This is a genomic window from Piscinibacter sp., assembly GCF_050175855.1.
Classification (GTDB): Bacteria; Pseudomonadota; Gammaproteobacteria; order Burkholderiales; family Burkholderiaceae_C; genus Piscinibacter.
Window position 1 is genome coordinate 1 of record NZ_JBFXIO010000100.1, and the last position, 12,840, is coordinate 12,840.

At 70.4% G+C, this 12,840-nt stretch carries 15 protein-coding genes; 9 read left to right on the forward strand and 6 right to left on the reverse strand.

Translation table 11 applies throughout. From position 1 onward, the window contains the following. Together AB7U92_RS09950 and AB7U92_RS09955 are read right to left on the reverse strand one after the other, a co-directional pair. Nucleotides 1-1,075, reverse strand: a 1,075-nt coding sequence (locus AB7U92_RS09950) for an NCS1 family transporter (protein WP_428576032.1), incomplete at its 3' end; no start/stop codon positions are given. A gap of 34 nt (nt 1,076-1,109) precedes the next feature. After that, nucleotides 1,110-1,841: an aspartate/glutamate racemase family protein gene (locus AB7U92_RS09955; protein ID WP_428576033.1), complete on the reverse strand. Its 732-nt coding sequence runs from the start codon at nt 1,839-1,841 to the stop codon at nt 1,110-1,112. Nucleotides 1,842-1,981: 140 nt separating this feature from the next. Here AB7U92_RS09955 and AB7U92_RS09960 point away from each other — a divergent pair, with 140 nt between their 5' ends. From AB7U92_RS09960 to AB7U92_RS09980, 5 genes are read left to right on the forward strand one after another with little or no spacing between them, the layout of a single operon-like run. Next, entirely contained in the window at nt 1,982-2,353 is a 372-nt protein-coding gene (locus AB7U92_RS09960; RefSeq protein ID WP_428576034.1) for a glutaredoxin domain-containing protein, read from the forward strand. Further along, nucleotides 2,350-3,810 carry an alpha/beta fold hydrolase gene (locus AB7U92_RS09965; RefSeq protein WP_428576035.1) on the forward strand — a complete coding sequence of 487 codons (1,461 nt, stop codon included), beginning with the start codon at nt 2,350-2,352 and terminating at the stop codon, nt 3,808-3,810. The genes AB7U92_RS09960 and AB7U92_RS09965 overlap by 4 nt, the downstream gene beginning before the upstream one ends. Continuing rightward, nucleotides 3,807-4,583, forward strand: a complete 777-nt coding sequence (locus tag AB7U92_RS09970; RefSeq protein WP_428576036.1) for an ATP-binding cassette domain-containing protein — start codon at nt 3,807-3,809, stop codon at nt 4,581-4,583. The genes AB7U92_RS09965 and AB7U92_RS09970 overlap by 4 nt, the downstream gene beginning before the upstream one ends. Beyond that, on the forward strand, nt 4,580-5,743 hold the full coding sequence (locus AB7U92_RS09975) for an ABC transporter permease (RefSeq protein WP_428576037.1): 1,164 nt from the start codon (nt 4,580-4,582) through the stop codon (nt 5,741-5,743). The genes AB7U92_RS09970 and AB7U92_RS09975 overlap by 4 nt, the downstream gene beginning before the upstream one ends. A 22-nt stretch (nt 5,744-5,765) precedes the next feature. Next, nucleotides 5,766-6,272 carry a GNAT family N-acetyltransferase gene (locus tag AB7U92_RS09980; protein WP_428576038.1) on the forward strand — a complete coding sequence of 169 codons (507 nt, stop codon included), beginning with the start codon at nt 5,766-5,768 and terminating at the stop codon, nt 6,270-6,272. Here AB7U92_RS09980 and AB7U92_RS09985 read toward each other — a convergent pair. The 3 genes from AB7U92_RS09985 to AB7U92_RS09995 form a co-directional block, all read right to left on the reverse strand. Continuing rightward, nucleotides 6,238-6,438: a YgaP family membrane protein gene (locus tag AB7U92_RS09985; protein ID WP_428576039.1), complete on the reverse strand. Its 201-nt coding sequence runs from the start codon at nt 6,436-6,438 to the stop codon at nt 6,238-6,240. The genes AB7U92_RS09980 and AB7U92_RS09985 overlap by 35 nt on opposite strands. 79 nt (nt 6,439-6,517) lie before the next feature. After that, nucleotides 6,518-7,204 (reverse strand): Crp/Fnr family transcriptional regulator, encoded by a 687-nt coding sequence (locus AB7U92_RS09990; RefSeq protein ID WP_428576040.1) that lies wholly within the window; start codon nt 7,202-7,204, stop codon nt 6,518-6,520. Further along, on the reverse strand, nt 7,201-7,458 hold the full coding sequence (locus AB7U92_RS09995) for a YkgJ family cysteine cluster protein (RefSeq protein ID WP_428576041.1): 258 nt from the start codon (nt 7,456-7,458) through the stop codon (nt 7,201-7,203). The genes AB7U92_RS09990 and AB7U92_RS09995 overlap by 4 nt, the downstream gene beginning before the upstream one ends. Nucleotides 7,459-7,571: 113 nt before the next feature. Here AB7U92_RS09995 and mnmG point away from each other — a divergent pair, with 113 nt between their 5' ends. The 4 genes from mnmG to AB7U92_RS10015 all read left to right on the forward strand — a co-directional run bounded on the left by mnmG (nt 7,572) and on the right by AB7U92_RS10015 (nt 11,873). Further along, nucleotides 7,572-9,551, forward strand: a complete 1,980-nt coding sequence (gene mnmG / locus AB7U92_RS10000; protein ID WP_428576042.1) for a tRNA uridine-5-carboxymethylaminomethyl(34) synthesis enzyme MnmG — start codon at nt 7,572-7,574, stop codon at nt 9,549-9,551. Then, nucleotides 9,541-10,221, forward strand: coding sequence for a 16S rRNA (guanine(527)-N(7))-methyltransferase RsmG (gene rsmG, locus AB7U92_RS10005; RefSeq protein WP_428576043.1), 681 nt, complete (start codon nt 9,541-9,543; stop codon nt 10,219-10,221). Before mnmG ends, rsmG begins: the two co-directional genes overlap by 11 nt. A gap of 69 nt (nt 10,222-10,290) precedes the next feature. Beyond that, nucleotides 10,291-11,064, forward strand: a complete 774-nt coding sequence (locus AB7U92_RS10010; RefSeq protein WP_428576044.1) for a ParA family protein — start codon at nt 10,291-10,293, stop codon at nt 11,062-11,064. 23 nt (nt 11,065-11,087) lie between these two features. Further along, entirely contained in the window at nt 11,088-11,873 is a 786-nt protein-coding gene (locus AB7U92_RS10015; protein WP_428576045.1) for a GNAT family N-acetyltransferase, read from the forward strand. Between the two features lie 14 nt (nt 11,874-11,887). Here AB7U92_RS10015 and argC read toward each other — a convergent pair whose 3' ends face one another. Next, the gene (gene argC / locus AB7U92_RS10020; RefSeq protein WP_428576046.1) at nt 11,888-12,829 is read right to left on the reverse strand and encodes an N-acetyl-gamma-glutamyl-phosphate reductase; all 942 of its coding nucleotides are present in this window, start codon (nt 12,827-12,829) and stop codon (nt 11,888-11,890) included. Nucleotides 12,830-12,840 lie beyond the last annotated feature (11 nt).

Below are 12,840 nucleotides of genomic sequence, written 5' to 3' on the forward strand. Positions count from 1 at the left end.
GCCCGAGGAAGGCCGAGTACGTCTGCACAAAAACCTGCAGCCCGGCGGCGGACTCGTCCTTGACCAGTACCCAGGGGAAGGTGCAGAACGCCAGCAAGCCGACCACCACGGCGGACTTGCGGAACGACAGCTTGAAGACATCCATCAGCACGTAGGCCGGCGGCACGACGTTGTTGAGCACGTTGGTGGTGACCTGCGCGAAGGCGATGAACAGCAGCGTGATCACCAGCAGCGGCTTGTTGTCGACCGCGCTGGAGAACACGGCGATCGGGTCGGCCGTGCCGGTGGCACCCGAGACCATCAGGCCGATCAGGCCCATGAAGATCGTGGCCGGCAGGATGGACATCGCGTAGATGGTGGTCAGCGGCCCGGGGCGCACGTCACGATGCAGTTCGCGCGAGTAGTCGCTGACGTTGAGCATCATCGTGCTGTAGATGCCGAGGAAGAGCATGGTGGCGCCCCAGAACGGCAGGCCCCAGGTGCCTTCGATGCTGGTGATCTTGGTGTCGATCGCGCCGCCGTATTTGGTGATGACGGCCCAGAACATGTAGACCAGCGAGGCGATGATGAACACGCTGCCGACGTTCTCCAGCCACTTGATGCCCTTGAAGCCGTAGACCGACAGTGCGATCTGCAGCAGCTGGAAGATCACGAACCACAGCACCAGGTTGTCGAAGCCGAACAGGGTGGCCGACACGGCGTTGAGGGCGCCGGCGCCGATCCAGCTCTGGAAGCCGAACCAGACGACGGCCGGAACGGCGCGCACGAAACCCGGGAAGCGCGTGCCCGCGAATCCGAAGGCGCTGCGCGCCTGCACCATGAACGGAATGCCGTACTTGTGACCGGCCGCACCGTTGATGGCCAGCGCCACGCCGATCACGAAGCAGCCGACGGCGATGGCCGTCACCGCCTGCAGCATGTTGAGCTGCCCGACCAGGCTGGAGCCCATGGCGAAGGTGCCGATCGACACGCAGCCGCCCAGCCAGGCGAGCAGGTAGGACCAGCGGTCCATGATGCGGGTCTGTTGCGGTGCCAGCGACTCCTCGCCGGCGGCCTTGTCGTCGTGTGTACTCATCGTTGTCTCCTCGGTGGGTGCGGGATGGCGGCGTTCAGGCGCCGAGGTGGGCGAAGCGGCCCGTGAAAGGCTTGGGCCGGGGGAAGGCGAGGTCGCCGTGCTTGCTGGTGGCCAGGCGCAGCGAGACCAGCGACTCGGCCAGCTTGACCGCGGCGGTGACGCCCTCGACCACCGGCAACCCGACGGCGTCGGCGATGGTGTCGGTGAGGTCGGCCATGCCGCCGCAGCCGAGCACGATGGCGCCGACGCCGTCTTCGGCCTTGGCGCGCCGGCCTTCCTCGACGATTCGACGCAGCGCCGCATCGGTGTCGTGCTCGAGATCGAGCACCGGAATCTCGGCGGCGCGCACGCGCCGGCAGTGGTGGGCGAAGCCGTACTGCTGCAGCAGGTGCTCTGCGATGACGGTGGTGCGCGACAGCGTCGTCACCACCGAGAAGCGCGTGGCGATCAGCGTGGCCAGGTGGAAGGCGGCCTCGGCGATGCCGATCACCGGCGCGCGGGTCAGCTCGCGCGCGGCCAGCAGGCCAGGGTCGCCGAAGCAGGCGATCACGTAGGCGTCGGTCGCGTCGCGCTCGCCGCGGCGCACCTCCTCGAGCACGCCGACGGCGGCGATCGCCTCGTCGAAGTGGCTCTCGATCGAGACCGGCCCGCTGTCGGGCTGCGTGGCGACGATGCGGGTGGCCGGTGCGGCCACGCGCCGCGCCGCCGCGCCGATGGTGTCGGTCATGGCAGCGGTGGTGTTGGGGTTGACGACGCGGATCTTCATGGCGGTTCCGTGATTGCGTTCCAAAGTTGTATGCAATCTTAGGATGCGTTCTGGCATTTGTCGCCCTTCTCAAACCCGTGGAAACCCTGATCGGGCGACGGCTCGGCTAATCTCCGGGCTTTGCGACCCGCCCCGAGCCCATGCCACGCAGCATCCTGGAAGAGAGTCGCCTGCACCCGGCGATCCGCGACACCGTCGCCAACCTGCACGCGGACATCGTCCACAACGTGCAGGCGGCGGCGGCTTCCAATCGCATCCTGGTCGTCGGCATGGCCGGCAACCCCTTCTGCCGCCAGGCGCGCCGGCTGCTCGACAAGGCGGGCCTGGCCCACCAGTACCTCGAGTTCGGCAGCTACTTCAGCCAGTGGCGCCGCCGCAATGCGCTGAAGATGTGGAGCGGCTGGCCGACCTTCCCGATGGTGTTCGCCAAGGGCGTGCTGATCGGCGGCGCGAACGACCTGCAGCGCCTGCTGGCCAGCGGCGAGCTGATGCGCTTCCTCGGCGAGCCGTGAGCCGCCGCAGCCTCGCCGCCGCGACCCTGAGTCTGGCCGCACTGTGCGGCCAGGCCGGCGCCGCGTCGGTGCAGCCCTGCCGGATCGACGGCCTGCCGCACGAGGTGCTGTGCGGCGCGGTCAGCCGGCCGCTCGACCCGGCGAAGCCCGACGCCACCCGCTTCGACGTGCACTACGTGGTCGTGCCGGCGCTGGCGCGGCGCAAGCTGCCCGATCCGGTCTTCCTGCTCGCCGGCGGCCCCGGCCAGAGCGCCATCTCGCTGGCCGCGCAGGTGATGCCGGCATTCGCGCGGCTGAACAACCGGCGCGACATCGTCTTCGTCGACCAGCGCGGCACTGGCCGCTCGGCACCGCTGGACTGCGACGAGCCGCGTGCGATGCCGCTGGCCGAAGCGGCCGATACCGCGAAGCAACTGCAGCGGCTGTCAGCCTGCCGCGAGCGCCTGGTCAAACTGCCGCACGTGAAGGAGGCCGCCGGGCTGGGCTTCTTCACCACCGCGCTGGCGATGCAGGACCTCGACGCAGTACGCCAGGCGATCGGCGCCGAGCGCATCAACCTGGTCGGCGCCTCCTACGGCACGCGCGCGGCGCTGGAGTACCAGCGACAGTTCCCGCAGGCCGTGCGGCGCAGCGTGCTCGACGGCGTGGCGCCTCCCGACATGGTGCTGCCGGCCAGTGCCGGCGTGGACGCGCAGGCCGCGCTCGAGGCGCTCTTCACCGCCTGCAGCATCGAGCCCGGCTGCACGCGCCAGTGGCCGGCGCTGCGCCAGGCCTGGGACGGGCTGCTCGCCTCGCTGCCGCGCAGCGTGAGCGTGGCCGACCCGTTCACCGGCGCGGTGGAGAACGTGGTGATGACGCGCGACCTGGTGCTCGCCGCGGTGCGCGCGCCGCTGTACGTGCCGGCGCTCTCCGCCGGCCTGCCCGCGGCGATCACCGCCGCCGCGCAGGGGCGCTACGAGCCGCTGGCGACGCTGGGCACGGCGCTGGCGCGGCGGTCGGCGCCGGGCATGGCCACCGGCATGCACTTCTCGGTGATCTGCGCCGAAGACATGCCGCGCCTGGGCAGCGCGCCAGTGGCCGCCGCGCGCGACTTCGGTCTCGGCCTCGCGCCGCTGTACGAACAGGCTTGCGCGAGCTGGCCGCGCGGCGCCGTGCCCGAAGACTTCTACCGCATCGACCCGGCGCCCGCGCCCGTGCTGCTGCTCAGCGGCGGCATCGACCCGGCCACGCCGCCGCGGCACGCGAAGCGCGTGGCCGAAGCGCTTGGGGCGAAGGCGAAGCACGTGGTCGTGCCGAATGCGGGCCACGGCCTGCTCGGCGCGGGCTGCGTGCCGGATCTGCTGTTCCGCTTCATCGACGCCGCCGAGGACGCCACGGCGCTGGCGGTCGACGCCGGCTGCGCCACGGCCATGCCGCGCCCGCCAGCGTACGTGCCGTTGGCGGAGGCCGCGCGATGATTCGCATCGAGGGCCTGGCCAAGACCTTCGCGCCGCCGCGGCAGCGCCTGTTCGGCGGCCGCGCCGCGCCGGTGCAGGCGGTGCGCGACGTCAGCTTCGCCGCTGCCAACGGCCGCATCACCGGCCTGCTCGGGCCCAATGGCGCCGGCAAGACGACCACGCTGCGCATGCTCGCCGGCCTGATCGCACCCGATGCCGGCACGCTGGAGGTCGACGGCATTCCGGTGGCGCAGCGGCCGCGCGAGGCGCTGGCACGGATGGGCGTGCTCAGCGACGCACGCGGCCTCTACCCGCGGCTGACGGCGCGCGAGAACATCGTCTACTTCTCGGCGCTGCAGGGCATGCCGCGCGAGGAAGCGCAGGCGCGCGCCGAGGCGCTGGCGCAGATGCTGGAGTGCACGGCACTGCTGGACCGCCGCACCGAAGGCTTCAGCCAGGGCGAGCGCATGAAGGTGGCACTCGCCCGCGCGCTGGTGCACGACCCTGCGCACATCGTGCTCGACGAGCCGACCAACGGCCTGGACGTGGTCGCGACGCGCGCGCTGCGCGAGACGCTGCAGTGGCTGGCCTCGCCGGCCGGCGGCGGCAAGTGCATCGTCTTCTCGACGCACATCATGCAGGAGGTCGAGCGGCTGTGCGACGAGGTGGTGGTGGTCGCGCGCGGCCGCACGGTGGCGCAGGGCACGGTGGCCGAGCTGCGGGCTCGCTGCGGCACGCGCGACTTCGAGGAGGCGTTCGTGAAGCTGGCGTATGCCGAGGAGACGACGGCATGAGCGGCGCGTGGATCGTGTTCGCCAAGGAGTGGCTCGACGCACTGCGCGACCGCCGCACGCTGCTGGTCGTGCTGCTGTCCAGCGTGCTGATGGGGCCGCTGGTGCTGGTGGCGCTGTCGGGGCTGATGGCCTCGTTCGAGTCGCGCGCCGAGCAGCGCGAGGTGGTGCTGGCCGGCGCCGACCAGGCGCCGACGCTGGTGAACTACATCGCCCGCCAGGGTTTCACGGTGAAGGATGCGCCGGCCGACTACGAAGCCGGGCTGCGCCGCGCCGAACTGGGTGATCCGGTGCTGGTGATCCCGGCCGGTTTCGAGGTGGCCCTGCGCCAGGGCGACGTGCCGCGCCTGGTGGTGGTGAGCGACAGCGCCAACAAGCGCGCCGAGGCCGGCGTCGGACGGCTGCACCGCCTGGTGGCCGGCTTCAACCGCGAGCGCGCCACGCTGGCGCTGGCGATGCGTGGCGTCTCGGCCGAGGTGCTGGAGCCGGTGCGGGTGGACGAGCGCGACCTCGCCAACCCGCAGACGCGCGGCACGCAGATCACCGGCATGCTGCCCTTCTTCGTGCTGATGGCGGTGCTGTACGGCGCACTCAACGCCGCGCTGGACACCACCGCCGGCGAGCGCGAGCGCGGCTCGCTCGAGCCGCTGCTGATGAACCCGGCCTCGCCGCTGGCCATCGTGCTGGGCAAGTGGGCGGCGGTCTCGGCGATCGGTCTGCTGATCGCCGTGCTGAGTTGCTTCAGCTTCATTCCCGCGCAGTGGCTGCTGCGCAGTGACTCGCTGGCGGCACTGTTCCAGTTCGGCGTGCGCGAGGCGCTGTGGTTCGTCGCCGTGGTCGCGCCGTTCGCGGCGGCGCTGTCGGCGCTGCTGATGGCGGTGGCGATCCGCTGCAAGAGCGTCAAGGAGGCGCAGGCCAGCACGGCGGGCGTGGTGCTCGGCGTGTCGCTGCTGCCGCTGTTCGGGCTGCTCAACCCGGGCGCGGAGGAAGGCTGGCACTTCTGGGTGCCGGCGCTGGCGCAGAACACGCTGATGACACGCGTGCTCAAGGGCGAGGCGCTGGGCGCCGAGCCGCTGATGGCAGCCCTGGCGGTCTGCGTGCTGATGACGCTCGCCGGCGTGGCGTTCGTGGCCGGCGCGCTGCGCCGCGCGGCGGTGCGCTGAACGAACCGGGCATCATCGCCGCATGAGCGACGCTTCCTCCCCGATCCGCTGGCGCTGCTGCTGCTTCGACGAACTCGGCGTGCGCGAGCTGCAGCACATCTACATGGCGCGTCAGCAGGTCTTCGTGGTCGAGCAGGCCTGCGCCTACCTCGACGCCGACGGCGTCGACGAGCGTTCGTGGCACCTCGCGGCGTGGTCGCCGGCGCAGCGCGAGCCGTTGGCCTACGCGCGCATCGTCGCGCCCGGCGTGAAGTACGCCGAGGCCTCGATCGGTCGGGTGATCACCACCGCCGCCGCGCGCGGTACCGGGCTGGGCCGCGAGCTGGTCGGGCGGGCGGTGGCGCGGGCGGAAGCGATCTTCCCGGGCCACGGCATCCGCATCTCCGCGCAGGCGCACCTGGCGCGCTTCTACGCGGCCTTCGGCTTCGAGACCGTCGGCCCGGAGTACCTGGAGGACGGCATCCCGCACATCGAGATGCTGCGCCCACCGGCGATCACTTCGACTGCGTCTTCATCGGGCAGGTGTTGATGCCCAGCAGCGTGTAGGCCGGGCACCAGCCGAGCAGGCCGGTGGCCAGCGGCACGACACCGATCCAGCCCCAGACACCCACGGTGCCGGTGGCGGCCAGGGCGATCAGCACCAGGCCGGCCAGGATGCGCAGCGCGCGGTCGATGGTTCCTTCGTTCGTCTTCATGTCTGCTCCTTGATGTCCGGCAACCATCGCCGGGTGGAGGCAGTGTCTTGTCGACGCGCGGCCGCGTCTGTGACTGCGGTCACACAGCCGGAATGTCGCCTGCGGACAGGCGGCGCAGCGCGGCGGCGTCGCGGATCTCGATGCGCTCGCGGCCCAGTGCCAGCCAGCCGGATCGCTCGAAGCGGCGCAGCAGCCGGGTGACCATTTCGCGCACGGTGCCGAGCTCGTCGGCCAGCGCCTGGTGGCTGGTGTGCAGCACCTCGCCGTGGCCGAGCAGCGCGGCGGCCAGGCGCTGGTCGAGCCGCTGGAAGGCCACTGCTTCGGCCAGCGCCATCAGGTCGGCCAGCCGGTCGGCGAACACGCCGAAGACGAAGCGGCGGAACGGCTCATGGGCGCAGCAGGCGTCTAGCGCCGCGGGTGACAGCACGGCCAGGCGGGTGGGCGCGGTGGTCTGGCCGTGTGCGCTGAGCAGTTGCTGGCCGAACAGGCAGGAGGCCGAGACCACGCACAGCTCGCCGGGGCCAACGCGGTAGAGCTCCAGCGACCGGCCCTGCGCCGAGCCGCGCGCCACGCGCACCTCGCCGCCGAGCACCATGGGGAAGCCCTGGCAGGGAGACTGCTCCTCGAACAGCGTGGTGCCGGGCGGGACCTCCAGCCACATCGTCTGGCGCGACAGCACGTCATTGCGCAAGGGCTCGGGCAGGTCGGCCACGGCCGGGTAGAGCTCGGCCAGGCGCTGCAGGTCATCCGCGGTCGGCAGGCTCATCGTGGCTGGGTCGCTTCTTCGAGGTGGCCGAGCCAGCGCATCGCCTGCTCGCGGCTGTCACCGCACATGGCGGGCGAGGGTTCGAGCGAGGCGCACACGGCCGGGCGTTCGGGGCGGCCGAAGATCGCGCAGCGCAGGTCGTCGGTGAGCTGCACGCAGGGCACGCCGGCCGGCTTGCCCTGCGGCATGCCGGGAATGGGGCTGCTGATCGAGGGGGCGATGCAGCAGGCGGCGCATTGGGGGCGGCAGTTCATGGGTGTGCGGTGCTTCTCGGCGCACGATAGCCGATCGCCGCTCGAGCGGCCCTTCGGGTGACTTCGCAGGGGCCGCTCCTTACAATGCCGCCTTGCTCAAATTTGAGGCACCCATGCTGTTCCCGAGAGAGTTCGACGTGATCGTGGTCGGCGGCGGCCATGCCGGCACCGAGGCCGCGCTGGCCGCGGCGCGCATGGGTGCGGCCACCCTGCTGCTCACGCACAACATCGAGACGCTGGGGCAGATGAGCTGCAACCCGTCGATCGGCGGTATCGGCAAGGGGCACCTGGTCAAGGAGGTCGATGCGCTCGGCGGGGCGATGGCGCTGGCCACCGACGAGGCGGGCATCCAGTTCCGCATCCTCAACGGTTCCAAGGGCCCGGCGGTGCGCGCGACGCGCGCCCAAGCCGACCGCATCCTCTACAAGGCGGCGATCCGCCGGCGGCTGGAGAACCAGCCCAATCTGTGGTTGTTCCATGGTGCGTGCGACGATCTGGTGCTCGAAGGCGACCGTGTGGCGGGTGTCGTGACGCAAGTGGGTGTCCGCTTCAACGGGCTTACCGTGGTCCTGACGGCAGGGACCTTCCTCGACGGGCGCATCCACGTGGGCCTGCAGAACCACTCGGCGGGCCGCGCGGGCGATCCGCCGTCGATCTCGCTGTCGGCGCGGCTCAAGGAACTGAGGCTGCCGCAGGGCCGGCTGAAGACCGGCACGCCGCCGCGCATCGACGGGCGTTCGATCGACTTCTCCAAGCTCACCGAGCAGCCCGGCGACGGCATGCCGGGCACCGGCACGCCGATGCCCGTGTTCAGCTTCCTCGGCGATGCGGCCATGCACCCGCGGCAACTGCCGTGTTGGATCACCCACACCAACGAGCGCACGCACGAGATCATCCGCTCCGGGTTCGATCGCAGCCCGATGTTCACCGGCGTGATCGAGGGCGTGGGCCCGCGCTACTGCCCGAGCATCGAGGACAAGATCAACCGCTTCGCCGACAAGAGCAGCCACCAGATCTTCCTCGAGCCCGAAGGGCTGACCACGCACGAGTTCTATCCGAACGGCATCTCGACCTCCCTGCCCTTCGACATCCAGATCGCCGCGGTGCGCTCGATGGCCGGGCTGGAGAACGCGCACATCCTGCGGCCGGGCTACGCGATCGAGTACGACTACTTCGACCCGCGTGAGCTGAAGTCGAGCTTCGAGACGCGCGCGGTCGGCGGCCTGTTCTTCGCCGGCCAGATCAACGGCACCACCGGCTATGAAGAGGCGGCGGCGCAGGGCCTGTTCGCCGGCCTGAACGCGGCGCTGCAGGTTCGCGGCGATTCGCCGTGGCTGCCGCGGCGCGACCAGGCCTACCTGGGTGTGCTTGTCGACGACCTCATCACCAAGGGCGTGACCGAGCCCTACCGCATGTTCACCAGCCGGGCGGAGTTCCGCCTGCAGCTGCGCGAGGACAACGCCGACCTGCGGCTGACCGAAGAAGGCCGCCGGCTGGGGCTGGTCGACGATGCGCGCTGGGAGGCTTTCAGCCGCAAGCGGGATGCCGTGGCGCGCGAGTCGGAGCGACTCAAGTCGACCTGGGTCCACCCGGGGCTGGTGTCTGCGGCCGACGCCGAGCGGCTGATCGGCAAGGCGCTGGAGCACGAATACAACCTGGCCGATCTTCTGCGCCGGCCGGGTGTCGGCTTCGATCAGGTGGCCGAGGTGGCAGCCATCGCCAAGCCCGAGGCCGGCGTTTCACGTGAAACCCTGTGCCGCGAGTTGGGCGAACGTCTGGCCGATGCCGTGATCGAGCAGGTGCAGATCGGCATCAAGTACGCGGGCTATATCGAGAAGCAGAACGAGGATGTGGAACGCGCGGCCGGCGTCGAAAACCTGAAGCTGCCGCCGGAGCTCGACTATTCACAGGTGACTGCCCTCTCCTTCGAGGTGCGCCAGAAGCTGGTTCGCCACAAGCCGGAGACGCTCGGCCAGGCTTCGCGCATCTCCGGCGTGACGCCGGCAGCGATCTCGTTGCTGCTGATCCATCTGCGCAAGGGCCGCTTCAAGGGCTTCGCGGCGAATGCCGAGCCGGTGAGCGATGCCGCCTGAATCGCTGCGCCCGGCACTGGCCGGCGTCTGCGGCGCGCTGAATCTGCCGGTCGACGATCAGGCGTTGGACAAGCTGCTGTCCTACCTGGCGCTGCTGCAGCGCTGGAACGCGACCTACAACCTCACGGCGGTGCGCGATCCGCAGGAGATGCTGACCCAGCATCTGGCGGATTGCCTGGCGGTGGTCGGCCCGTTTCGGCGGGAACTGGGGTCGGGCACGGCGCGGCGGTTGCTCGACGTGGGCAGTGGCGGCGGTCTGCCGGGTGTCGTGCTGGCGGTGCTGGAGCCGGCGTGGTTGGTGACCTGTGTGGACACGGTCGGCAAGAAGGCAGCATTCATCCGACAGGCCGGGGTCGAGCTGGGGCTGCGCAACCTGCAGGCGGAGCACGCCCGGGTGGAGTCACTGAGGGCCCAACCGTTCGACTTGATTACCGCGCGCGCTTTTGCGTCCCTGCCGGACCTCGTTCGCCTGACGCGGCATTTGCTGGCGCCGGGGGCAGCGTGGGCCGCCATGAAGGGCAAGGTGCCCGAGGCGGAGCTGGCGGAACTGCCCGCCGGCATCGAAGTGTTTCACGTGGAACCGCTGTCCGTGCCGGGCCTGGATGCCGAACGCTGCCTGATCTGGATGCGCGAGTCGGCTTCGGGCTCGCCCGGGCTGGTACATTCCTGACTCTCGGTCCGGGTCTTCCGGACCGTGCCCTTCCAGGGCTCCGGCCCGCCTTTTCCCCTCCCCGCGCTCATGGCCCGAATCTTCTGCATCGCCAACCAGAAAGGCGGCGTCGGCAAGACCACCACCACCGTGAACCTGGCTGCCGGCCTGGCGCGCATCGGCCAGCGGGTGCTGGTGGTCGATCTCGACCCGCAGGGCAATGCCACCATGGGTTCGGGCGTGGACAAGCGGGCGCTGCCGCTCTCCGTCTACGACGTGCTGCTGGAGAGCGCGACCGTGGCCGAGGCCCGCCAGCGCAACGAGAAGACGGGCTACGACGTGCTCGGCGCCAACCGGGAGCTGGCCGGGGCGGAGGTGGAGCTGGTCGAACTCGAGCGGCGCGACAAGCGCCTGAAGGCTGCCCTCGCGGCGGTCGATGCCGAGTACGACTTCGTGCTGGTCGACTGCCCGCCGTCGCTCAGCCTGCTCACGCTCAACGGCCTGTGTGCCGCCCACGGCGTGGTGGTGCCGATGCAGTGCGAATACTTCGCGCTCGAAGGCCTGTCCGACCTGGTCAATACCATCAAGCAGGTGCACGCTAACCTCAACCCCGACCTGCAGATCATCGGCCTGCTGCGCGTGATGTTCGATCCGCGCATCACGCTGCAGCAGCAGGTCAGCGAGCAGCTCAAGGCGCACTTCGGCGACAAGGTCTTCGACAGCGTCATCCCGCGCAACGTGCGCCTGGCCGAGGCGCCCAGCTACGGGCTGCCCGGCGTGGTGTTCGATCCCGGCTCGCGCGGCGCCCAGGCCTTCATCGAGTTCGCCGGCGAGATGGTGCGGCGCATCGAGGCCATGCGCTGAGAGGGTGTGATCCGGCCATGCGCATGAACCCGGTCATCGCGCGCAACTTCGATCCCTACCTGCTGCCGCGCGTCGAGGATGCCGGCCTCAACGCCAGCGCCCCGCCGCAGCAGCGCTGGGTGGATGGCTGGCTGGTGCGCCTGTCGCCCGGCAAGGCCAAGCGGGCGCGCTGCATCAACGCGGTGGCCACCGGCCGCATGTCGGTGGCGCACAAGCTGGCGCTGTGCGAACCGGTCTTCTCCCAGGCTGGATTGCCGCTGATGGTGCGCATCACGCCCTTCAGCGAGCCGGCGGGGCTGGATTCGATGCTCGAAGGCATGGGCTTCCAGCGTTTCGACGACACCCGGGTGATGGTGCTGGAGGACGTCTCCAACATCGTCGCGCCCAGCCTGCCGGCCCACTTGACGATCCAGTCCATCGGGCTGGAAGCCTTCGCCCAGCGGGTGGGCGCGTTGCGCGGATCGCCGCTGTCGCAGCGGCAGGCCCATGGCCAGCGCCTGGCCCATTCACCGGTGCCGTTCCGCGCTTACGAGATGAAGCTCGACGGCGAGGTGGTCGCCTGCGGCCAGTTCGCGCTGGAGGCGGATCTCGTCGGCCTGTACGACATCTTCACCGCCGAATCGGCGCGGGGCCAAGGTTTTGCCAGCCGGCTGTGCGCCCAGCTGCTGACCGAGGCGCACCGGCTTGGTGCGAGGCACGGCTACCTGCAGGTCGAAGGCGACAACCACCCGGCGCGGGCGATCTACCACCGCCTCGGCTTCGCCGACGCCTACCCCTACCACTATCGCGCGCCGGATCCGGCCGCGTGAGCGGCCGCCGCGGCTCAGAGGCCGAGGCTCTCCTCGACGCCAAGGTGCACGTTCATTGCCTGCACGGCGGCGCCGCTGGCGCCCTTGCCCAGGTTGTCCAGGCGCGCCATCAGCAGCGCCTGGGTCTCGCTGGCGAACACGAAGATGTCGACCCGGTTGGTGTCGTTGCAGGCCTGGACGTCGAAGAACCCGTCCTCGAGCGTGGCCGGATCCGACAGTGGCATCACCCGCACGAAACGCTCGCCGGCGTAGTGCTTCTGGTAGGCGGCATGCAGCTTCGCGCCGTCCGTTCCAGCCGGCAGCTGCGAAAGATGCAAGGGCACACTCACTGCCAAACCCTTGTAGAAACTGGAGACGATCGGCATGAAGTTCGGTGCCTGGGTCAGGCGCGAATGGGCCGTCATCTCCGGCAGGTGCTTGTGCGCCAGCTTCAGCGCATAGGGCCGCGGCGACGTCAGCCTGGGGTCGCCGCCGGCCTCGTACTGCTCGATCATCTTCTTGCCGCCACCGGAGTAGCCGGTGATGGAGGTGGCGCTGATCGGCAGGTCGGCCGGCACGAGGCCGGCATCGACCAGCGGACGCAGCAGCAGGATGAAGGCCGAGGCGTGGCAGCCCGGGTTGGCGATGCGCTTGCTGGCGCGAAGCGCCTCGCGCTGGCCCGGCGCCAGTTCGGGCAGGCCGTAAGCCCAGCCCGGCACGGTGCGGTGCGCGGTGCTGGCGTCGATCAGGCAGGTGGCCGGGTTGGTGACGATCGCCGCCGCCTCGCGCGAGGCGGCATCGGGCAGGCACAGGAAGGCGACGTCGGCGGCGTTGAGCAGGCGCGCGCGTTCGGCGATGTCCTTGCGCTTGTCGGCGTCGATGCGCAGCACCTCGATGTCGGCGCGCTGCGCGAGATACTCGTGGATGCGCAGTCCGGTGGTGCCTTCCTGGCCGTCGACGAACACACGGGTCTTCATGTCAGCTTCCC

Coding starts and splice junctions, on each gene's coding strand:
- AB7U92_RS10015 (WP_428576045.1), top strand. CDS start 11,088: ATGAACCCGGTCATCGCGCGCAACTTCGATCCCTACCTGCTGCCGCGC.
- AB7U92_RS09990 (WP_428576040.1), bottom strand. CDS start 7,204: ATGAGCCTGCCGACCGCGGATGACCTGCAGCGCCTGGCCGAGCTCTAC.
- AB7U92_RS09975 (WP_428576037.1), top strand. CDS start 4,580: ATGAGCGGCGCGTGGATCGTGTTCGCCAAGGAGTGGCTCGACGCACTG.
- AB7U92_RS09955 (WP_428576033.1), bottom strand. CDS start 1,841: ATGAAGATCCGCGTCGTCAACCCCAACACCACCGCTGCCATGACCGAC.
- AB7U92_RS09960 (WP_428576034.1), top strand. CDS start 1,982: ATGCCACGCAGCATCCTGGAAGAGAGTCGCCTGCACCCGGCGATCCGC.
- AB7U92_RS09970 (WP_428576036.1), top strand. CDS start 3,807: ATGATTCGCATCGAGGGCCTGGCCAAGACCTTCGCGCCGCCGCGGCAG.
- AB7U92_RS09985 (WP_428576039.1), bottom strand. CDS start 6,438: ATGAAGACGAACGAAGGAACCATCGACCGCGCGCTGCGCATCCTGGCC.
- rsmG (WP_428576043.1), top strand. CDS start 9,541: ATGCCGCCTGAATCGCTGCGCCCGGCACTGGCCGGCGTCTGCGGCGCG.
- argC (WP_428576046.1), bottom strand. CDS start 12,829: ATGAAGACCCGTGTGTTCGTCGACGGCCAGGAAGGCACCACCGGACTG.
- AB7U92_RS10010 (WP_428576044.1), top strand. CDS start 10,291: ATGGCCCGAATCTTCTGCATCGCCAACCAGAAAGGCGGCGTCGGCAAG.
- AB7U92_RS09980 (WP_428576038.1), top strand. CDS start 5,766: ATGAGCGACGCTTCCTCCCCGATCCGCTGGCGCTGCTGCTGCTTCGAC.
- AB7U92_RS09995 (WP_428576041.1), bottom strand. CDS start 7,458: ATGAACTGCCGCCCCCAATGCGCCGCCTGCTGCATCGCCCCCTCGATC.
- mnmG (WP_428576042.1), top strand. CDS start 7,572: ATGCTGTTCCCGAGAGAGTTCGACGTGATCGTGGTCGGCGGCGGCCAT.